General features: G+C 33.4%; 22 protein-coding genes. 15 read left to right on the top strand and 7 right to left on the bottom strand.

Annotated elements, in window-relative coordinates; all coding sequences use genetic code 11:
• Positions 1-19 precede the first annotated feature (19 nt).
• The 7 genes from IMCC3317_RS09480 to IMCC3317_RS09450 all read right to left on the bottom strand — a co-directional run bounded on the left by IMCC3317_RS09480 (position 20) and on the right by IMCC3317_RS09450 (position 2802).
• The gene (locus IMCC3317_RS09480; RefSeq protein WP_160129273.1) at positions 20-304 is read right to left on the bottom strand and encodes a DUF5676 family membrane protein; all 285 of its coding nucleotides are present in this window, start codon (positions 302-304) and stop codon (positions 20-22) included.
• 17 nt (positions 305-321) lie between these two features.
• Entirely contained in the window at positions 322-540 is a 219-nt protein-coding gene (locus tag IMCC3317_RS09475) for an SHOCT domain-containing protein (protein WP_160129272.1), read from the bottom strand.
• A gap of 22 nt (positions 541-562) precedes the next feature.
• Entirely contained in the window at positions 563-778 is a 216-nt protein-coding gene (locus tag IMCC3317_RS09470) for a heavy-metal-associated domain-containing protein (protein ID WP_160129271.1), read from the bottom strand.
• Between the two features lie 12 nt (positions 779-790).
• Positions 791-1033, bottom strand: a complete 243-nt coding sequence (locus IMCC3317_RS09465) for a hypothetical protein (protein ID WP_160129270.1) — start codon at positions 1031-1033, stop codon at positions 791-793.
• Positions 1034-1081: 48 nt separating this feature from the next.
• Positions 1082-1549 (bottom strand): hypothetical protein, encoded by a 468-nt coding sequence (locus tag IMCC3317_RS09460; protein ID WP_160129269.1) that lies wholly within the window; start codon positions 1547-1549, stop codon positions 1082-1084.
• Between the two features lie 70 nt (positions 1550-1619).
• Entirely contained in the window at positions 1620-2201 is a 582-nt protein-coding gene (locus IMCC3317_RS09455) for a helix-turn-helix domain-containing protein (RefSeq protein WP_160129268.1), read from the bottom strand.
• Between the two features lie 178 nt (positions 2202-2379).
• A complete protein-coding gene (locus IMCC3317_RS09450; RefSeq protein WP_160129267.1) occupies positions 2380-2802 on the bottom strand; it encodes an HYC_CC_PP family protein in 423 nt (140 codons plus the stop codon).
• A gap of 188 nt (positions 2803-2990) precedes the next feature.
• Between IMCC3317_RS09450 and IMCC3317_RS09445 the strand changes: the two genes are divergently transcribed.
• The 15 genes from IMCC3317_RS09445 to IMCC3317_RS09370 all read left to right on the top strand — a co-directional run bounded on the left by IMCC3317_RS09445 (position 2991) and on the right by IMCC3317_RS09370 (position 20398).
• A complete protein-coding gene (locus IMCC3317_RS09445) occupies positions 2991-3365 on the top strand; it encodes a hypothetical protein (protein WP_160129266.1) in 375 nt (124 codons plus the stop codon).
• 135 nt (positions 3366-3500) lie between these two features.
• A complete protein-coding gene (locus IMCC3317_RS09440) occupies positions 3501-3917 on the top strand; it encodes an HYC_CC_PP family protein (RefSeq protein ID WP_160129265.1) in 417 nt (138 codons plus the stop codon).
• 104 nt (positions 3918-4021) lie between these two features.
• Positions 4022-7759 (top strand): efflux RND transporter permease subunit, encoded by a 3738-nt coding sequence (locus IMCC3317_RS09435; RefSeq protein ID WP_160131897.1) that lies wholly within the window; start codon positions 4022-4024, stop codon positions 7757-7759.
• Entirely contained in the window at positions 7756-8973 is a 1218-nt protein-coding gene (locus IMCC3317_RS09430) for a TolC family protein (RefSeq protein ID WP_160129264.1), read from the top strand. The genes IMCC3317_RS09435 and IMCC3317_RS09430 overlap by 4 nt, the downstream gene beginning before the upstream one ends.
• A 48-nt stretch (positions 8974-9021) precedes the next feature.
• Entirely contained in the window at positions 9022-9993 is a 972-nt protein-coding gene (locus IMCC3317_RS09425; protein WP_160129263.1) for a metal-dependent hydrolase, read from the top strand.
• Positions 9994-10120: 127 nt separating this feature from the next.
• Positions 10121-12430, top strand: coding sequence for a multicopper oxidase domain-containing protein (locus IMCC3317_RS09420; RefSeq protein WP_160129262.1), 2310 nt, complete (start codon positions 10121-10123; stop codon positions 12428-12430).
• Between the two features lie 40 nt (positions 12431-12470).
• Positions 12471-13052 (top strand): DUF3347 domain-containing protein, encoded by a 582-nt coding sequence (locus IMCC3317_RS09415; RefSeq protein ID WP_160129261.1) that lies wholly within the window; start codon positions 12471-12473, stop codon positions 13050-13052.
• Positions 13053-13505 (top strand): heme-binding domain-containing protein, encoded by a 453-nt coding sequence (locus IMCC3317_RS09410; RefSeq protein WP_160129260.1) that lies wholly within the window; start codon positions 13053-13055, stop codon positions 13503-13505.
• A 25-nt stretch (positions 13506-13530) separates the two neighbouring features.
• On the top strand, positions 13531-14067 hold the full coding sequence (locus IMCC3317_RS09405) for a DUF3347 domain-containing protein (RefSeq protein WP_160129259.1): 537 nt from the start codon (positions 13531-13533) through the stop codon (positions 14065-14067).
• Between the two features lie 555 nt (positions 14068-14622).
• Entirely contained in the window at positions 14623-15180 is a 558-nt protein-coding gene (locus tag IMCC3317_RS09400; RefSeq protein ID WP_160129258.1) for a potassium channel family protein, read from the top strand.
• Positions 15181-15199: 19 nt separating this feature from the next.
• Entirely contained in the window at positions 15200-15679 is a 480-nt protein-coding gene (locus IMCC3317_RS09395) for a YybH family protein (protein WP_160129257.1), read from the top strand.
• Between the two features lie 6 nt (positions 15680-15685).
• A complete protein-coding gene (locus IMCC3317_RS09390) occupies positions 15686-16393 on the top strand; it encodes a PepSY domain-containing protein (RefSeq protein WP_160129256.1) in 708 nt (235 codons plus the stop codon).
• 14 nt (positions 16394-16407) lie between these two features.
• Positions 16408-18210 carry an efflux RND transporter periplasmic adaptor subunit gene (locus tag IMCC3317_RS09385; RefSeq protein WP_160129255.1) on the top strand — a complete coding sequence of 601 codons (1803 nt, stop codon included), beginning with the start codon at positions 16408-16410 and terminating at the stop codon, positions 18208-18210.
• 248 nt (positions 18211-18458) lie between these two features.
• Positions 18459-19025, top strand: a complete 567-nt coding sequence (locus tag IMCC3317_RS09375; protein ID WP_160129253.1) for a helix-turn-helix domain-containing protein — start codon at positions 18459-18461, stop codon at positions 19023-19025.
• Between the two features lie 203 nt (positions 19026-19228).
• Positions 19229-20398 carry an alpha/beta hydrolase-fold protein gene (locus IMCC3317_RS09370; RefSeq protein ID WP_160129252.1) on the top strand — a complete coding sequence of 390 codons (1170 nt, stop codon included), beginning with the start codon at positions 19229-19231 and terminating at the stop codon, positions 20396-20398.
• The last annotated feature ends 181 nt before the right edge of the window (positions 20399-20579 follow it).

The raw sequence follows: 20579 nt of genomic DNA, 5'->3' as shown, positions 1-20579 counted from the left end.
ATAATTAAATACGATTTTTCTATTTTTTAATTTTAATTTTAATTTGAGTATTATAAAAAGCACCAATGCAAGCGCCTATTAACCACCAAAGAATAAAAGTTTGCACTATTCCCATTAAAACTTCTAAAAGTGGTACATCCATTCTAATAATACTTGTAGTATCTAAGCCATGTAAAAGGCTGTTAAAAAAGGTTATTGATCCTTCTTGTCCTGCTGTTGCCATTACAATCATACAGCCCAAATAAATTAAGGCTCCAGTAAGACCGAAGGCAAATCCAAGTTTTTTTACGTTTAATCGATACATAATTCTATTGTTTTAAATTAGTTGTCCGAGTTTAAAATCTTTTTTGATTCTTCAAATTCTTCCTTTGATATTTCGCCTTTCGAAAATCGCTTTTTCAAAATATCCAGTGGGCTTTCTTTCGTTGTTTTTTGATATGGAATATCTGTTGGGATAAAGAATATCCACGCTAGCAAAATGATCCATATAATCCACCATATTAGGTGCATGCCTCCAAAATGTCCGTCGTAAAAATGCATAATGTTTAGTTTTAAGTTATTATTAATTTATTTCTGTGATTGTATATCCTTCAAGTGTATTGAGTTGTTTCTGTAATTCATCAGTTGAAAGATTTTCCTTCATTGTAATTATTGCAGCTCCTTTTGGTGCTAAAAAAATCTCTGCTTTTTCAATATTTGGATGTTCTTCTAGAGCCTTCTTAACTCTTGCAATACATCCGCCACAGCTGATTCCGTCTATTTGAAATTTTTGTTTCATTGTGTTTAGTATTTAGTGATGTTGATGCCCTTTGTGTTTTTCTATTGGTCTCTCTGCTGATTTGTTTTGGTTATCGTGTTTATGTCCATCGTGTCCGTGTGATCCGTGAGGCATAAAGAGGTGAATAGCAAACATTATAATTATAAAAGTGAAGAGGGACGAACCACTTCCCATGCCAAACGAGGGTGCTAAAAAGATGAACAGCAGTGGCAAGCCACAACCGATAATCATCCATATCCAGTGATTTTTTTTCATTGATTTAAGTTTTTAATTATTAAAATATTAGTGATGTTCGGAATGGTCTTAATTGTTTGACTTATCCATATTATTCATTCCTTGCATGTTCATCCCTTTTTCGCCCATCATTTTTGTACAGGATTCCATACAATCTTCACTCATCATGCCTTTTTCGTGCATCATTTTCATCATTTTCTCCATCATTTTTCCGTCATTCATCATTGAGTGCATCATTTGTTTGTTGCCCATCATTTGCTTCATCATAGCGCTATCTTTCATCATCATTTGCATTCCTTCTCCTTGCATCATAGTACCCATCATCTTTTTATTTCCTTGCATCATTTGCATTGCGTGATTGTTTCCTTGCATATTCTCCATAAATTCTGTCATAAAATCGTGGTTTTCTGCAATGGTTTTGATGACTTCACTCCTTGTCTCGGAATTTTGAAGCATCGCTTTTACGTCTGTTTCTTGCTTACAACTGTTCAATGTGATAAGCCCAATTATTGAAAAAATAATTACTAGTGTTCTCATAATATTTGTTTTTAGATTATTAAATATATCAGTCATTCAGCTTTTTTATCTGCATAACTTTCGTTCTTATTTATATAATTTCATCATAGAAATTACGTTTCCAGTTTTCTGTATTTTTATAGTCTGTCATACTCATTCCCACCACTTCTTTAAACTGTCTGGACAAATGATTTACACTGCTGTAATCCAACAAGTGGCCTATATCTGAAAAAGAATGTTGTTTAAGTTGAATGAGTTCTTTAACTTTTTCTATCTTCAATTTGATAAAGAACTTTTCAATGGTTGTATTTTCATTAGCAGAAAATAACTTGCTCAATGTTTTATAGTCACGATGTATTGCTGATGCTAAAAACTCTGAAGTCTTTACTTTGATATGTAAAGGCAACTCAACAAGTTGTTCAATCAATAGAATTTTTATTCGCTCTACAAGCATTTTACTTTCACTCTGTACAATTTCAAAACCATTGGAATTGAGAACATCAGTTACTTTATCTGTTATAGCGTCATCTACTTCGTTTGTTGCTTCGACCAAAAGCCTTCCTAGTTCTAATGAAAGAATGGTCACTCCATGTTCATGTAGTTCTTGTGTAATCACTTTTAAACAGCGATTACAGACCATATTTTTAATCCAAAATTCTTTTGGTACACTCATGATATGTTATGTGTTGCTATTGTGCATTGCGCTCAATAGGTTAAAAGGTTTAGTTTTTATAGATTTAATTGTGTAATGACCGTTGTTCAGAATTGGGTACAACAATTTTCAGCCAGAAGTAGTACTTTGGCTATTATAAAATGCGCAGACTGATGTGTTCAATCCGCAGTGTAGAAAATCAAATTAAGTAAGTTTCGTCAAGAAGTTGTATATCCTTGGATAGCAAGGGTGGCCTGTAATCATAAAAAGGAACTATATTTTCCTCTAGCCTTTCAAAAAGATTGATATATGTATAAAAGAAAGTATTGATGAAAACCAGCGTTTCGTTTTCTAATGTGGTATTGGATTTTTTGAAGGTATCACCTCCTTCTTTGACAATGGTTTGATTGCTGCAGCAATCTTTCTCTTGTAGAGTAGTACATTGTTTAGTAGGTGTATCTTTCTTTTGAACTTTGTCTTTGCAGACTTTTGCTTTTCCTATAATGGACATATCTACCAATTTATTGCAACAAAAGTGCATATCTACTGTAAATGAAGTAGTAGTAAACAGTATAGAAGCTGCTAAAAAAAAGGATAATATTTTAGTAAAAAAAGTTTTCACATTAGAAAGTTATGTATTATTGTTTGATATTAAAATACTTAATATTAAGTATTTACATTTTAAATCATTAAACCAATTAAGCAAATGTAATTTTAAAGATTGAACAAAAATATGACTTTCGTCATGTTGTATTAAAATATAGATTAATAAATTTGTAAGATGTAAAGCCACAATTATTAATATCCATTATGAAAAGAATACTTTTAACAATTTTAACAATTACGATTGTACAATCAGCATTTTCTCAAGAGAAAATGAATGATCTTTCTTTAGAATATGAGGCTATATCCAAAGGTTATTATCAGAAAATTGAAATAGATAAAGAGACACTTGTTTTTAGTGAAGATAGAACTGGGGTAAAAAACAGTTCTATGAAAGTAGATAATAAACAATGGAAGGAGTTAGTAGATTTAGCAAATAAAATAAAATTTAAAGAACTTTCCTCTTTGAAAGTCCCATCGGAGAAACGAACATTTTATGGTGTCGCTCATGCACAATTAAAAATTTCTTTTAAAGATAAATATATGAATCATCTGGCTTTGATTATGGCAATCCTCCTTTAGAGATTAAAAACCTGTAGACTATATTGTAAGCGTCAGTAAATCAATTTATTAAATCCAATATTTTCTTAAGCGAGACATTTAAAATTATGTTAAACAAAATTATAATGCTAAAATTTTTGTAACTTTGTAAAATTAATGGAGAAAACTTTTTATAAAATATCATCATTTTCTATGGCACTTTTAGTGTTGTTATCGACCTTGTCTTTTACTGTCGAGAGCCATTATTGTGGTGATGTTTTAGTAGATTCTTCCTTGTTTGGTCATGCTGAAACTTGCGGTATGGAAGTTCAACAAAAATTATCCTCGTCAGAATGTAGCATTACAAAGAAAGATTGCTGTAGTGATGAACAATTTACTGTTGATGGGCAAGATAATTTAAAGACATCTTTTGATAAATTAGAAAAAGAACAGCAAATTTTTGTTACTACTTTTTTATATTCTTATATAAATTTATTTGAAGGGTTACAAACTAAAAATCCTTCGTTTAGAGATTATTCTCCTCCTCCTTTGGTCAGGGATATTCAAGTTTTAGACCAAACTTTCCTTATTTGATTTTTAAGTAATTAGTACTGTAGTCCAACATTCATTTGTATGGACTAAAATGCTTGTTTGTTGTTTTTTACAACAAAAATTATAAATACTTAAAACTCATTTTTATGCTAAATAAAAGCATTAAATTTTTAATAGAAAATAAACTAGTAGCTGTTTTGTTACTGACCTTATTTGTGGCTTGGGGCGTTGTAAATGCACCTTTTGAATGGAACACAGGTTCCTTTCCACGTAATCCAGTGGCAGTAGACGCAATACCAGATATTGGTGAAAACCAACAAATTGTCTTTACAAAATGGGATGGTCGTTCTCCACAAGATATAGAAGATCAAATCACCTATCCACTAACTACCTCTCTTCTAGGTATTCCTGGAGTTAAAACCATCCGTAGTTCATCAATGTTTGGGTTCTCTAGTATCTACATCATTTTTGAAGAAGATATTGAGTTTTACTGGAGCAGAAGCCGTATTCTCGAAAAACTTAATTCATTACCATCTGGTTTGCTTCCTGACGGAGTTAATCCAGCACTTGGTCCTGATGCGACTGGTCTTGGACAGATATATTGGTACACACTCGAAGGGCGTGATGAGAATGGTAATGTAACTGGTGGATGGGATTTACAGGAATTGCGAAGCATTCAAGACTTCTATGTTAAGTATGCATTATCTTCTGCTAGTGGTGTTTCTGAAGTAGCCTCTATTGGTGGATATGTTTTGGAATACCAAGTTGATGTCAACCCAGAGTTGATGAAGCAGTATAAAATAGGCTTAAATGAAGTAGTTAAAGCAGTTAAACAAAGTAATAAGGACGTCGGTGCACAGACCTTAGAAATTAACCAAGCGGAATATCTTATACGAGGTTTAGGGTACATTAAGTCCATCTCAGACCTAGAAAATGCTGTAGTTACCTCTCAAGATTTTACTTCAATCCGAATTAAAGATATAGCAAAAGTATCTCACGGTCCCGCCACTAGGAGAGGAATCTTGGATAAAGAAGGAGCAGAAGTAGTCGGTGGTGTCGTTGTGGCTCGTTATGGTGCAAACCCAATGGAAGTCATCAATAATGTAAAAGAAAAAATTAATGAATTAAGTGCAGGTTTACCTTCAAAAACATTGAGTGACGGGAGAACGTCACAGCTTACCATTGTTCCCTTTTATGATAGGACAGAATTGATTCAAGAAACGCTGGAAACCCTAGACGAAGCACTTTCATTAGAAATACTCATTACCATTTTTGTCATCATTATGATGTTATTTAATTTGAGGGCTTCTATACTTATTTCTGGACTGCTTCCGGTTGCCGTCTTGATGGTATTTATATCAATGAAACTGTTTAATGTGGATGCCAATATTGTTGCCTTATCGGGTATTGCTATAGCAATTGGTACGATGGTGGATGTAGGTGTTATTCTTTCAGAAAATGTGCTACGGCATTTAGATGAAAATGACCAGAAATTACCGATAAATACGGTGGTTTATAATGCAACTGCTGAAGTCTCTGGAGCTATACTAACAGCTGTAATGACCACAATTATAAGTTTTATTCCAGTATTTACAATGATTGGTGCCGAAGGAAAATTATTTAGACCCTTGGCATTTACAAAAACGTCGGCACTAACGGCATCCCTTATAGTTGCTTTGTTTTTAATACCGCCATTTGCCGCCTTCCTTTTTAAGCAGCGTAGTGTTAAAAAATTATACAATTATATTTTAAATGGAGCACTCGTAGTTCTTGGTGTTATTTCTATTGTTTCTGGTTATTTTCTTGGCTTGATATTATTAGCGTTTGCAATTACTGGATTTTTAAGATTAAGAGAAAAACTAACATCAAGTCGTGCAAATACCATTAACATATTTATATCGGCATTCGCGATTATATTTTTATTGGCAGAATATTGGAGACCACTAGGAGTAGATAGAAGCATCTTTTGGAACTTGATCTTCGTTGGGCTTATCTGTTTTGGTTTGTTGGGCGTTTTTACTTTATTTAGAAGGTATTATGTGCGCATTCTTAACTGGGCATTACGTAATAAAATCTTATTTCTTTCACTACCTACAGCAATCATTATAATGGGTGTGATGATTATGAAAAATACAGGCAAAGAGTTTATGCCTTCTTTAAATGAAGGATCCTTTCTCTTAATGCCTACTTCTATGCCGCACGCTGGTGTTGAAGAGAATAAACGCGTTCTACAACAACTGGATATGGCTGTAGCTAGTATTCCAGAAATTGAAACGGTTGTTGGTAAATCTGGTCGAACAGAATCGGCGTTAGATCCAGCGCCGCTATCTATGTATGAAAATGTCATTCAATATAAATCAGAATATGTTTTAAATGATAAAAGAGCTAGGCAACGTTATAAAGTAGACAAAGACGGACTGTTTATTCTGAAAGATGGAAGCTTGGTTATAAACCCAAATAACGAAGTCGATGAAGCAGCAGACTATGATGCTTCCAAAATCAAAGACCCATTTTCGGTTCATCGTTCACAACTCATACCAGATGATGACGGAGAATACTATAGAAACTGGCGACCAGAAATTGAATCACCAGATGATATTTGGAAAGAAATTATTAAGGTTACAAAGCTTCCAGGAGTTACGTCAGCACCTAAACTACAGCCTATTGAAACACGTTTGGTAATGTTGCAAACTGGTATGCGAGCACCTATGGGAATAAAGGTAAAAGGACAAGACTTAAAAGAAATTGAAGCATTTGGAGTACAACTAGAAGGCATATTAAAACAAGCAGATGGTGTTAAGGATGAAGCTGTCTTTGCTGACCGTATTGTCGGGAAACCTTATCTGCTTTTGGATATTGATAGAGAGCAACTTGCACGATATGGTATTACCGTAGAACAAGTACAGCAAGTCATTCAGGTGTCTGTTGGAGGAATGGTGCTAACGCAAACCGTTGAAGGTAGAGAACGATATGGTATTCGTGTGCGCTATCCGAGAGAATTAAGGGCAAATCCAAATGATTTAAAAGACATTCATGTTCCAGTTTCAAATGGAAATCCAGTTCCATTGAGCGAGCTTGTTACTATTAGATATGAAAAAGGACCACAAGTCATAAAAAGTGAGGACACATTCTTGGTAGGCTATGTACTATTCGACAAATTGGATGGCTATGCCGAAGTTGATGTAGTTGAAGGCGCACAAGCACTTATACAAGAAAAAATAGATAGTGGCGAACTTATAGTCCCAAAAGGGATTAACTATCGATTTACTGGTACGTATGAAAATCAACTACGAGCCGAAAAAACTTTGGGTGTGGTTGTACCATTAGCATTGGGAATTATATTTCTTATTCTTTATTTCCAGTTCCGTTCTGTAAGTACATCATTAATGGTATTTACAGGTATCGCAGTAGCATTTGCTGGTGGTTTTATAATGATTTGGTGCTATGGTCAAGACTGGTTCTTGAATTTTAACTTCTTTGGCGAAAACCTTCGAGACCTTTTCCAAATGCATCCTATAAACTTGAGTGTCGCGGTCTGGGTAGGGTTTATTGCGCTCTTTGGTATTGCTACGGATGATGGTGTGGTAATGGCAACTTATCTAAAACAAACTTTTGATAGAAATACACCAGTAACCAAGAAAGAAATACGAGCATCTGTGGTTGAAGCTGGTGAAAAGCGTATTCGTCCTTGTCTAATGACAACTGCGACAACTATCCTTGCGTTACTACCAGTACTAACATCAACAGGTCGTGGTAGTGATATAATGATACCAATGGCAATTCCATCTTTTGGTGGGATGCTTATTGCACTTATAACATTGTTTGTTGTACCAGTTTTATTTAGCTGGAAACAAGAATTTCAATTAAAAAGAGCTACAAAATGAGATATATAATTTTAATAGGACTTGTTTTTTTCGCTTTCGCGGAAACAAACGCACAGCAGTTAGCATCCTATATTCAGGAAGCCGAAAAGAACAATCCTGAAATTCAAGCTTTTGAATTGCGCTATACTATTGCCGAAGAAAAAGTAAATGAGGTAAATACACTTCCAAATACAGAAGTAAGCGTGGGTTATTTTGTGAGTGAACCTGAAACACGTACAGGAGCGCAGCGTGCACGTTTTTCTGTAAAACAGATGTTGCCTTGGTTCGGTACTATTACCGCAAGGGAAAACTACGCAAGCTCAATGGCAGAAACCCAATATGTAGATATTGTCATAGCCAAGAGAAAACTTGCTTTAGCAGTTTCTCAATCCTATTATAAGCTTTACGCCATTAGAGCAAAACAATTTGTTCTTGATGAAAACATCGAGCTTTTGGATACCTATGAGCGTCTTGCGTTAACTTCTGTAGAAGTTGGTAAGGCATCTGCGGTGGATGTGCTTCGTCTTCAAATACGACAGAATGAACTGATACAGCAAAAAGAAGTATTGGAACAAGATTTTCTGGCAGAACAAGTAGCCTTCAATAATCTCTTAAATCGAAATGAAACTATAGTGGTGGTGGTAGTTAAAGAAATGACGATTCCAGATGATGATATATTGATTTCAAGAGGTAACCTTCTACTGAACCCAGAACTTATAAAGTACGATAAATTGTATGAGTCTGTTGAGCAATCTGAATTATTAAATCAAAAAGAAAGTGCCCCAAATATTGGTTTTGGTTTGGATTATGTTCCAGTTTCGGAACGTCCAGGTATGAATTTTACCGACAATGGAAAAGATATCTTGATGCCAATGGTTTCTATTTCAATTCCAATATTTAATAATAAGTATAAGTCTGTCACAAAACAGAATGAATTAAAGCAATTGCAAATACAATCTCAGAAAGAGGATAGGTTGAACAAACTTGAAACACTATTGGCAGATGCACAATATAATCGAGAGGCAACAAAAATTAAGTTCAATATTCAATCCGATAATTTAAAACAAGCCAACAATGCTGAAGAGATTCTGATTAAAAACTATGAGACTGGAACTATTAATTTTAATGATGTATTAGATGTGCAGGAATTACAATTGAAGTTCCAAATCAACCTAATTGAATCCATCAAAGGTTACTTCATTCAAGCGGCAATAATTAATTATTTAAGTAATTAAAATGAAAACAATAACGAAAACGGACACAAACACTAATTAATTTTTTAAATGGATAGTTTAACGCAAGCAACATTAGGAGCAGTTATTGGAGAGGTAATACTCGGTAAAAAAATTGGAAGTAAAGGCGCAATTTTAGGCGCGGTTATAGCTACTATTCCTGACCTTGATATTGCTTTGTTACCATTTTATTCAGACATAGAACGAATAAGTATTCATAGAGGATTCAGTCATTCCATTCTATTTAGCTTGATAGGAGCATTTTTAATTGCTTTTATTTTATCAAAAATAAAGTGGACAAAACATGTTTTATATTGGAGACTTTGGGTCTTTAGTTGGTTAGCATTAATTACGCACATGCTGTTAGATGCGTTCACAACTTATGGAACTCAATTACTACTGCCATTTTCAAACTATCGCGTAAGTTTTGATAGCATTAATATTGTAGATCCTTTTTATACAGTTCCATTATTGATTGGATTAATTTTAAGTCTAACACTTTTCAGGAACAAAAAAAATAGAGGTTTATTCAGTAAAATTGGGCTTGTAATAAGCACGTTGTATCTAGTATCAACTTTAGGTATTAAAAGCTATGTTAATCAAAAGTTTGATGCGCAGTTAAAAGCAGAAAACATTCCGTATAAAAGTTTATTAACTGTTCCTGTAAAAATTGGGAGTGTTAGTTGGTATGGTGTTGCTAAAACTAAAAACAGTTTATTTATTGGTAAGTATAATAATCTATCACAAAACCCAATAACCTTTACCGAGTTTCCGATAAATGATTATTTATTGGATAATATAGATGCTGAATTGGCTTCTACATTAAAATGGTTTTCAAAAGGGTTTTATACTGTAGCAGAAAACGATGGAAAAATACGGTTATATAATATGCAATGCGATATGCAAGGCATTCGAACGTATGGAAGTTACAGAGCACCAACAGCTTTTTATTTTGAAGTTGTACCAAATTCAAATGGCAATTATAAGTTAAATACTGGAATGCATAAAAAGGATTTAAAATGAAGCACATATATAAATTACAAGGAATGACGCTCAATGATTGTCACAGTCAAGTAGAAGGCCTTATTTATGCGCAGATGACAATTATTAACTATTTAACAAACAAATAAAATCTATACAAACTTATATAATGAAATATCTAAAATTTATACTAATTCTAATTGTTAGTCAACCAATTTTTTCACAGTCTGTGGAAGGTAACGTTGATAATTTACCTGTTAGAGAACATACCATAACCTTACGTCAAGCAACGGTTAATAAAGCAGGAAAAGATGTTATGGGAATGACTGTCAACGGAACAATTCCTGGTCCTACTTTAGAATTTACCGAAGGAGAATATGCGGTTATCTATGTAAAAAACGAGATGAGTGTAGAAACCTCTGTGCATTGGCACGGACTATTACTTCCCAATTTCTATGATGGTGTGCCTTTTTTAAATACACCACCAATAGAACCTGGGCATACGCAGAAGTACGAATTCCCTATAAAACAATCAGGAACGTATTGGTATCACTCACACACGATGTTGCAAGAACAAAGTGGTGTGTATGGTTCTATTGTTATTCTGCCTAAAGAAAAGACATTGGATTATGATAAAGAACTTGTTCTGATGCTTTCAGACTGGACTAATGAAAAACCAATGAATGTACTTCGCAATTTAAAACGAGGTAATGAATGGTACAGTATCAAAAAAGGAACCGCTACACCATTGAATCAGGTTATTGTACGTGGAGCCTTTGGAGCACAACTCAATTTTTGGAGACAGCGCATGGGTGGAGCAGATATAGCCGATGTGTATTATCCTGCCTTTTTAATTAATGGAGAGCAAAGTATAGAATATCCAGAATTTAAACCTGGTGAAAAAGTACGATTGAGAATTATTGATGGTGGTGCTTCCACCTCATTCTGGATGACTTTTGGTGGAGAGATGCCATTATTAGTTTCGGCTGATGGTCTTGACGTAGTGCCTGTTAAAAAGAACAAAACTTTTATAGGTATAGCAGAAGCTTACGATTTTATTGTAACCATACCAGAAGATGGTAAAATAGAATTCAAAATCACAGCGCAAGATGGTTCAGGAACTGCATCTGCTTTTATTGGAAATGGAAAAGTATTACCTGCTATGGATATTCCAAGACCAGATAAGATTGGGATGATGCAAAAAATGGCAAAGATGGATATGAAAATGGGAGCACACGCTTTAAAGTTTCAACCAGGAAAAGATGAACGCCATAAAATGAAGGATGAGTACGGAATGCAGATGGATAACATGCAGGGAATGAATATGGATAATTCTGAAAAGAAAGATGATACAATGAAAAATATGGACCATTCCAAAATGAAAGGAATGGAGATGAATAGCGATGATTCTATGAAAGGTATGAAAACGGACACCTTACAGAAAATGGAAGGAATGGGTTTGTTCTCAGAATATAATTATAATTATTTGAAGTCACCCGAAAAAACGGTCTACGACAAAAATATTCCCGTAAAGGAAATATTGCTAAATCTTACTGGAAATATGAACCGCTATATCTGGAGTATGAATGGTTTACCACTTTCAGAAACAGATAATATTAAGATAAAAGGCAATCAAGTAACACGAATTACTTTAAACAACCTTACTATGATGCACCATCCTATGCATTTACATGGTCATTTCTTTAGGATTATCAATGAAAATGGGGAGTACTCACCTCTCAAACACACAGTCAATGTGCCGCCTATGCAAGAAGTAACCATAGAATTTTATGGTAATAATGGCGACGAAAATGGCGACTGGTTTTTTCATTGTCATATTTTATATCACATGATGGGTGGTATGGCTAGAGTAATATCGTATGATACGCCAAGAGACCCAAGAATGAAAGAGTATCCAGTTTCTATAATTGTTGAAGAAACCGATTTATGGTATTCATGGGGAATGGCAGATATTGCTTCACATAACACTACAATTAATTTGATAACTTCTAATTTGAGAAACCAATTTAATGCGTCTATTGAATATGGATGGAATAAAAATTTAGAAGCAGAATTTACGTATGAACGCTATTTACATGATTACTTACGAGTTTTTGGAGGTGTCAATATCGAGAATGAAATGGAAGATAGTCTTGATGAATTTTCAACAATCGCAGTTATTGGTGTTCGCTATTTAACACCGTATTTATTTGCACTTGATGCTCGAATTGATAATGAACTACGACCAAGAATATCTCTAGGAAGAAGTATTATGATCTTTCCAAAACTATCTGTATTTGGATATTATGAATATCAAATGGATTTTGGTTGGGTAAACAATCTACCAACAAATAAAAATTTTACTTCTGAAACAACTTGGAGTGCTGGAGCTGAATATATGCTTTCAAGAAACTTTTCTTTAATGGCAAGTTATGATAATCGTTTTGGAGCAGGTGGTGGATTATCAGTGCGATTTTAACACAAACAAAAATTAATAATAATACCTAAATAACAAAAAAATGAAATACTTAAAAACAATAACAATTTTAGCAGTGGCTTTCACGAGTCTAGCAGCAATGTCTTGTAAAGATAAAAAGAAAGCGCAAGTGAATAGCGAATCGAATACAGAAATGAATCACGAAGGCGAGAAAAAAGAAATGGCAATGAACACCAATGAAGATGGAAAAGCAGAAGCTGTCCTAAAAGATTATTTCAACCTAAAAGATGTTTTGGTAGGTGATGATAATAAAAAGGCAAAGGAATTTGGTGCTGCGTTAGCAAAAAGTTTAGGCAATCTTGATATTTCAACATATACGGATTCACAAAAAACGGAATTAAAGGATATCATAGAAGATGCTGTAGAACATGCAGAACATATTTCTGAAAGCGATATCAATCACCAACGTGAACATTTTAAAGTATTAAGTAAAGATATTACAGAAATGGTTGCAATTACAGGTACTTCAAATACATTATATGAGCAATATTGCCCAATGTACGATGGAGGAACTGCTTGGTTAAGTATGAAAGAGGAAGTACGTAACCCATATTATGGTAGCCAAATGTTGAAGTGTGGTAAAGTACAAAGGGAAATCAACTAAATGAAGATTATAAAAATCATAGCAATTATAGCATTGGTCGTTCTTGTGGGTATACAATTTGTACCTACAGAGCGTAACCAAAGCGATAGTATTCCAAAAACCGATTTTATGTTGGTCAACAATGTTCCAAATAATATCAAAAAAATGGTGCAAGTATCCTGCTATGATTGCCACAGTAACAACACGAAATATCCTTGGTATAATAAAGTCCAGCCTGTGGCTTGGTTTTTAGAAGGTCATATCAAAGAAGGTAAAGCTGAATTGAATTTCAATGAGTGGGATTCATTATCAAATCGTAGAAAAAAGAGCAAGTTAAGATCTATTATTAAGCAAATTGAAAGTGGCAAAATGCCTATGAACTCTTACACATTTATTCATGGTGATGCTGCGTTTTCAGATATTGAAAAGCAGGAAATGATTCAATGGATGACTCAATTAAAAGATAGTATATAAACAACAATAATTAAATATAAAAACAATGAAAAATTTAAAAATGAGTATAGTAGCAATGCTATTGTTAGCAGTTTCTTTTACCAATGCACAAGAAAAAGATAAGATGGATCACAGTAAAATGAACATGGACAAAATGAACGATTCCAAGGCAGAAGCAATTCTTGCAGATTATTTTATGTTAAAAGATGCGCTGGTTGCAGATGATTCTAAAAAGGCAGCACAAGCAGGATCAAAATTAGAAGCTTCGTTGAAAGCATTTGACAAGTCAAGCTATACAACAGAAGAGCAAAAAGAATTGGCTGACATTATTGTTGATGCAACAGAGCACGCAGAACATATTGTAAAAAGTCCTTTAGACCATCAAAGAGAACACTTTAAAACATTAAGTAAAGATGTTTCAGATATGGTTGCCATTACAGGAACAAAAAGTACACTTTACGAACAGTTTTGCCCAATGTATGATAAAGGCAGTGCGTGGTTAAGTACAAGTAAAAATGTGAGAAATCCATATTACGGAAGCAAAATGCTTAAATGTGGAAAAGTTCAAAAGACTATTAATTAGATAATCCTTTCCTTAAAATCTTTTAATTGGCTCTGGTTTGCTAGTTAACAAAAGGTTAGGATATCTGAATAGTGCTTAAGTCCTGTCGTGGGAAGGAAAACAATGTTGATGGTTAGCGTTAATTTCTTCCCGTGTCAGGCACAAGATATTTGAAAAAGAAAAGTTGATTTGATTAATAGCAGCCTGTGCAAAGGAGAAGTATTAAATCCTTAAGAATAATAATATATCTCTTTCTATGTCAGGAAAATAAGAACTTTTGAAAAAGAGAAATTTATTGGAAGAGTACTTGATTTTGAGAGGAGAATATATTTTTTGATTGATGGATAGAATTTAACTCTCATTTTCAAGTGCTATTTAATGATGGAACTATAACTAAGTAGAATACTAATTTGATTTAACTAAAATAATGAAAGAATGTTGCAAAGATGGTTGTCAACATACAACAGAAAAATCTGTTGTTAAAAAATGGATTAATTATGTCGTCTATATAATTATAACCCTAATAGTTGGCGGAGCTTTGGTACTGCAATTATTCAGTTAAAAGAATAAGTTAAAATGGGAATAGAGAACACAACGGAAACATTTAAAAACACAGGTTTTTATAAACAACTGTTAAAAAAGGTATTGCTTACTGCAGGTGTAATCACTGTACTATCATTAAGTTATACACTATGGGCTAACGGAAATTCTAATAGCTTATTTCTGCCTATTTTAATCGTTCTTTTTGCCATTATCAAAACAATATTTATTGTTCGGCTAACTTTTATACAATTAAGTAAAATAATTGGCGAAAGCCATAAACTTACTCACATACTAACACTTTTTGGAGTTTTAATTCTCTTAATCGTGCTGTCGTTCTCATTTGATTATCACGCTCTTTATATCACGGATTTTGATAGTTTTAAAACATCACTCATAGAAAATGATTCCTTTTTTAGACAATTTTTCGAATTTTTATATTTCAGTTTAATCACGTTTTCTTCCGTTGGTTTTGGAGACATCGTACCAATCTCTGTTCCTGGAAAAATAATAGTAATGTTGGAAGTCTTTTTAAGCTTTTTCGTTTTGGTCTTCGGAATTGCAAATATTAATAGAATACACGTTGACAAATAACCCTTTTAAAACTATAACTATGAAAGTACTTAAATTAATTACAATAGTAACTGTTTTCATTACAACAGTCAACTTTACCAATGCACAGAACATTGAAACTTCTGAAAAGGAAGCTGTCCTAAAAGTAATGAAATCATACAAAGATGCCCTGCAAAACTTAACAACCGAAGGCACATTCGAATTATTTTCCGAAAATTCAGAAGTCTTTGAATCTGGAGGTGTAGAAGGTTCTTATGCACATTATATAGAGCATCATTTAGGTCCAGAATTAGGACATTTTAAAAGTTTCACATTTTCAGATTATGAAATCGATGTTGAGGTAGATGGCATTTATGCGTTTACTACAGAAACCTATGTTTATACCATTGTTCTCAATCCCAATGAGAAAGGAAAAAGTAGAACAATTATTAAAAAAGGAGTGGCTACTTCAATTATAAAAAAGATAGACGGTAAGTGGCAAATAATTAAAACGCATTCGTCATCAAGAAATAAAAAATAATTACTAATGGTAGGTAGAAAAACAGCACTTAAAATTAGAAAGACACATAGGTATTTAGGTCTTTTCATCGGTATTCAATTCTTGATGTGGACGATTAGTGGCTTGTATTTTAGTTGGACGGATATTGATGACATCCACGGTGACCAGTTTAAGAATTTACAATACCAACCAAAAGCCTTTCAAAACCTTTTAAGCCCTTCTCAACTTAACGTGCAAGAAGGAATCAGGGCAATAGAAATAAGAGATATAGATAATGTACCTCATTATTGGATAAATAAAAAACAGCTTTACAACGCTTTAAACGGAAAATTAAAATCAGAAATAACCGAAGAAGAAGCAATATATGTGGCAAAGCAGTATATGAAAAAGGAATTGCAAATCGTAAATGTGGAGCGCATCACAGAAGTAGGCAAACAACACGAGTATCGTGAAAAGCTATTACCCGCCTATGTAATATCGTATGCAAATGATGAAGCTATAAAAGCCTATGTGTCTGTAAATGATGGGAAATTTCAAACCGTAAGACACCGCAGTTGGCGTTGGTTCGACTTTTTATGGATGACACATACTATGGACTATGAAGGCAGAGATAATTTTAACACCATCGTTTTAAGAATATTCTCGTTACTAGGTCTAATAACAGTATTAAGCGGTTTTTTACTTTGGTATACATCATCACCAACGATTAGAAAAATAAATAAAAAGAAAAGATAGTAAAACAAAATATTATGAATAAAAACATCATTTATATAGGTGTTGCGTTGATTGTTGGCCTGTTAGGCGGCTTTCTATTATTTGGTGGAGGTTCTGCTGATATTGCGACAAATAAGATCACGGATAGCCACGAACATTCAGTAGAAATTGTTTCTAACCAAATGTGGACCTGTTCTATGCACCCTCAAATTATGAGAGAAGAACCTGGTGATTGTCCTATTTGTGGGATGGATTTAATACCAGCTGAAACTGGAGCAGAAGGTCTTAATGCTAACGAAATTAAAATGACCGAAAATGCGATGGCTTTGGCTAACATTCAAACATCTGTTGTGGAACAAGGACAAGTGGGTGATAATTCTTTAAAGCTATCGGGTAAAATTATGACTAACGAAGAATCCAATGCAGTTCAGGTGACCTATTTTGGTGGAAGAATTGAAAAACTATATGTTAATTCTACTGGAGAACGTGTTAGTGCTGGTCAACGTTTGGCAACCATTTATTCACCAGAGTTAGTTGCTGCACAGCAAGAACTACTAACAGCTTCATCTCTAAAAGAATCACAACCTGAACTTTATAAGGCTGTAAGAAACAAGCTTAAACTTTGGAAACTTTCAGAAAAGCAAATTAATGCTATTGAGTCTGCTGGAAAAATACAAGAGAATTTTCCTGTATTTGCGACGGTTTCTGGTACAGTAACTAATAAAATGGTTGAAGAAGGTGATTATGTAAAACAAGGGCAACCCTTATATAAAATTGCTAATTTCAATACGGTTTGGGCAGAATTTGATGCGTATGAAAATCAAATTGCTTTATTAAAAAAAGGGCAAACTATTAAAGTCAACACAAACGCCTACCGCAATGAAGTTTTTGACGCAAAAATTTCATTTATAGATCCATTATTAAATTCTGCAACCAGAACTATCGTGATAAGAACTGTGCTTAATAACAAAAGTGATAAGTTTAAACCAGGAATGTTTGTTGAAGGAAAGGTTGAAGGTATTCAATCAAATTCTAATAGTACTGTTACGGTTCCAGCTACTGCTGTGATGTGGACAGGAGAACGCTCTGTGGTTTATATTAAAACAAAACCAAATGAGTCTGTTTTTGAAATGAGAGAAGTCTTATTGGGCAATGCCAATGGAGATACTTATACCATTCTTGAAGGTTTAGAAAATGGTGACGAAGTTGTAACCAATGGCACATTTACAGTAGATGCAGCTGCACAGTTACAGGGTAAAAAAAGTATGATGAATGCTGAAGGAGGCAAAACTACGACAGGACACGAAGGACATCTAGGTATGCAAGATGGTGATTCTGGAAATAAAACGGATAAAACTAATCATTCAGAGATGAAAGAAAGGATAGTAGTTTCAAACAAATTTCAAAATCAGTTGAAACAGGTTTTTGACGATTATATTCTTTTAAAAGATGCTCTAGTCAATGATAATAATAATGAAGCACAAATAGCTGCGAAAAAAATAGGTCAAAATTTAGCAAAAGTAGATATGAAACTACTATCCAATGAAAAAGCACATAATCATTGGATGACCATTGAGAAAGAATTAAAAACGGCTGCCAGTGCTATTGAGAACAGTTCGGAAATTGCAACACAAAGAGGACATTTCAAGCATCTTTCTGCTCATATGATAAGTAGTATACAGCTTTTCGGGATTAATCAAAAAGTGTATAGCGAGTTTTGCCCAATGGCTGATAATAACAAAGGTGCTTATTGGTTGAGTTTAGAAAAAGAAATCCGTAATCCATATTACGGAGATGCAATGTTGAAATGTGGTGAGGTTAGAGATACAATAGAATAATTAGATTATAACAGGACTAAAGTTCTTCAAGCTCTAATCCATTAAAGATAGTAGAGATGATGAGTGAAAGTAGAAGAAATAGAAGGAAAAGTGAGAGAAATAAACAGCAGCCTAAAAGTGCTATTACAAGAAAAGATAAAGTCATAGCTTTAATTGTAATAGTAATGATTTTTGTGGTTGCAGCTATAGCAGCTGTTTATTATTCTCTATCCAAATCTGAATTAACATTGTTTTGAAGCAAATAAAGTATGAATGAGATTATCCATATAAAAAACATGGTATGCCCAAGATGCATATCTGCAGTATCTAATATTTTGGAAGAATTGAACATTCCATATAGCACTGTTAAATTGGGTGAAGTAAAGTTGGTTTCAAAACCTAATGAAACGCACAAAGAGGCATTGTCCCAAAAACTTCGAGATGCTGGTTTTAGTTTAATTAATAATCGTAAAAGTCAGTTAATTGAGCAAATGAAGAATTTGGTTGTAAATAGAATACACCATTCAAATGAAGAAACTGATATAGTATGGGCAGACGTCATAAGTAATGAACTCAACCTAGATTACAAATATTTAAGCTCACTTTTCTCATCGGTTGAAAGTATCACATTTGAGGAATATATTATAAATCAGAAGATTGAACGCGTTAAAGAACTGATAGTCTATGACGAGTTAACTTTAAGTGAAATAGCCTATAAGTTGAATTATAGTAGCGTTGCCTATTTGAGCAACCAATTTAAAAAAGTAACTGGAATGACGCCAACGCACTTTAAGAAATCTATTGATAGAAATCGTAAATCGTTGGATGAAATTTAGAGCAGATAAGTTTTACAACGGAAGACTCTATAACTCCTTCGGCATATTCTATAACTCTTTCGGTATATTCCATAACACGTTCTTCGCTAAAAGTTCTGAAATTTGTAGTGTCCAATATTTTGGAACAACTTGAGATAGCATATACCTCTATTAAATTGTATAAGGTTATTCTACTTTTAATTAAAATTTAAACAATCATTAAAATGAAAAAAATCATTACAGGAATATTAGTAATCCTATTTTTAACTACTACTCAAGCACAACAAGAAATAGTTAGTGAGCCAGTTACAGTAGAAATTGGTAGCCTTCATAAGATTCAATCATCTATCCTAAATGAAGAACGCAATTTATTGATTCACCTACCAAATGATTACAAAAACTCAGAAAAGAAATATCCCGTAATCTATGTTTTAGATGGCGACAATCATTTTCAACATACATCGAATGCGTCCACCCTTTTAGCTGAAAATGAAAGAATGCCAGAAAGTATTATTGTTGCTATTCCAAATAATCAAGGAACAAGAAATAGAGATTTAGCCAGAGAGAGGGATAAATTTAAGCAGTATATTAAAGATGAAGTGATACCGTTTGTTGAAAAAAACTATCGCACTACAAACCATAAAACCATTTTTGGTCACTCTATGGCTGGTGCATTTGTCTTAAATTATTTGGCAACAGAATCCTCGTTGTTTGATAATTATATAGCGGCAAGTCCTGTAATTCAAATTTTAGACTCTGAATTACATGGTAAGTTTAATGAATTGTTTAAAACAGAAAAGGCACTAAATAAATCTCTTTATTTTACATTAGCAGATGAAGCGGCAGAAGGTGAACGTGCAACAAATGCGCTTAAAAAGTTTGTAGAAATCTTAAAAAATGAAGCTCCTAAATCATTAGATTGGAAATATAACTTTATAGAAAATCAAGTACATATGACCACTCCATATCTTACTATGTATGAAGGGTTATCTAAAGTATTTGCCGATTATCAATCTCCTAGATACAGTAGTTATGAAGATTTCAAAAACCGTGGTGGGCTTAATGCTCTTAAAACCTATTATTCACATAGAGCTGATAAGTATCAAACTTCTAAAGAGATTCCTAATAGAACATTAAGGCGTGTTGCCTATGTATTACTTGATGATGGTCAAACGGATATGGCAATCAATTTATTTGAAGAAAATATAAAAAAATATCCTCAATCGGCTATTGCTCATAAAGCTTTAGGTGATGCTTATGAAGAAAATAATGAAATAAAAAAAGCGTTGAAAGCTCATCAAACAGCAGTAAATCTATCTAAAGAACAAAACTCTCCTGATACAAATTACTTTTCAAGACAGTTAATACGTGTTCAAACTAAACTTAAAAATTAGCAATCTTCAACTCCATTGAATTGGTTAGTGAATTAAGTAAGGTAAGAAAGATATTTCTTCTACAGACTTAGACAGATAAAAACAAAAACTACTGACAACAAAGAACTGAGTAAAAAAACAAAGCAGATTAAATCTTTCGTACTGTCAAATGAATAGTGTCATTAAAATAATAATATAAAAC

Source organism: Kordia antarctica, from assembly GCF_009901525.1.
Classification (GTDB): domain Bacteria; phylum Bacteroidota; class Bacteroidia; order Flavobacteriales; family Flavobacteriaceae; genus Kordia; species Kordia antarctica.
The sequence above is the reverse complement of the archived record's forward strand: the minus strand, read 5'-3'. Positions and strand labels throughout refer to the sequence as shown.

Excerpts from the sequence above, each read along its gene's own strand:
- IMCC3317_RS09480 (WP_160129273.1), bottom strand. The coding sequence starts at position 304 with ATGTATCGATTAAACGTAAAAAAACTTGGATTTGCCTTCGGTCTTACT.
- IMCC3317_RS09475 (WP_160129272.1), bottom strand. The coding sequence starts at position 540 with ATGCATTTTTACGACGGACATTTTGGAGGCATGCACCTAATATGGTGG.
- IMCC3317_RS09470 (WP_160129271.1), bottom strand. The coding sequence starts at position 778 with ATGAAACAAAAATTTCAAATAGACGGAATCAGCTGTGGCGGATGTATT.
- IMCC3317_RS09465 (WP_160129270.1), bottom strand. The coding sequence starts at position 1,033 with ATGAAAAAAAATCACTGGATATGGATGATTATCGGTTGTGGCTTGCCA.
- IMCC3317_RS09460 (WP_160129269.1), bottom strand. The coding sequence starts at position 1,549 with ATGAGAACACTAGTAATTATTTTTTCAATAATTGGGCTTATCACATTG.
- IMCC3317_RS09455 (WP_160129268.1), bottom strand. The coding sequence starts at position 2,201 with ATGAGTGTACCAAAAGAATTTTGGATTAAAAATATGGTCTGTAATCGC.
- IMCC3317_RS09445 (WP_160129266.1), top strand. The coding sequence starts at position 2,991 with ATGAAAAGAATACTTTTAACAATTTTAACAATTACGATTGTACAATCA.
- IMCC3317_RS09440 (WP_160129265.1), top strand. The coding sequence starts at position 3,501 with ATGGAGAAAACTTTTTATAAAATATCATCATTTTCTATGGCACTTTTA.
- IMCC3317_RS09435 (WP_160131897.1), top strand. The coding sequence starts at position 4,022 with ATGCTAAATAAAAGCATTAAATTTTTAATAGAAAATAAACTAGTAGCT.
- IMCC3317_RS09430 (WP_160129264.1), top strand. The coding sequence starts at position 7,756 with ATGAGATATATAATTTTAATAGGACTTGTTTTTTTCGCTTTCGCGGAA.
- IMCC3317_RS09425 (WP_160129263.1), top strand. The coding sequence starts at position 9,022 with ATGGATAGTTTAACGCAAGCAACATTAGGAGCAGTTATTGGAGAGGTA.
- IMCC3317_RS09420 (WP_160129262.1), top strand. The coding sequence starts at position 10,121 with ATGAAATATCTAAAATTTATACTAATTCTAATTGTTAGTCAACCAATT.
- IMCC3317_RS09415 (WP_160129261.1), top strand. The coding sequence starts at position 12,471 with ATGAAATACTTAAAAACAATAACAATTTTAGCAGTGGCTTTCACGAGT.
- IMCC3317_RS09410 (WP_160129260.1), top strand. The coding sequence starts at position 13,053 with ATGAAGATTATAAAAATCATAGCAATTATAGCATTGGTCGTTCTTGTG.
- IMCC3317_RS09405 (WP_160129259.1), top strand. The coding sequence starts at position 13,531 with ATGAAAAATTTAAAAATGAGTATAGTAGCAATGCTATTGTTAGCAGTT.
- IMCC3317_RS09400 (WP_160129258.1), top strand. The coding sequence starts at position 14,623 with ATGGGAATAGAGAACACAACGGAAACATTTAAAAACACAGGTTTTTAT.
- IMCC3317_RS09395 (WP_160129257.1), top strand. The coding sequence starts at position 15,200 with ATGAAAGTACTTAAATTAATTACAATAGTAACTGTTTTCATTACAACA.
- IMCC3317_RS09390 (WP_160129256.1), top strand. The coding sequence starts at position 15,686 with ATGGTAGGTAGAAAAACAGCACTTAAAATTAGAAAGACACATAGGTAT.
- IMCC3317_RS09385 (WP_160129255.1), top strand. The coding sequence starts at position 16,408 with ATGAATAAAAACATCATTTATATAGGTGTTGCGTTGATTGTTGGCCTG.
- IMCC3317_RS09375 (WP_160129253.1), top strand. The coding sequence starts at position 18,459 with ATGAATGAGATTATCCATATAAAAAACATGGTATGCCCAAGATGCATA.
- IMCC3317_RS09370 (WP_160129252.1), top strand. The coding sequence starts at position 19,229 with ATGAAAAAAATCATTACAGGAATATTAGTAATCCTATTTTTAACTACT.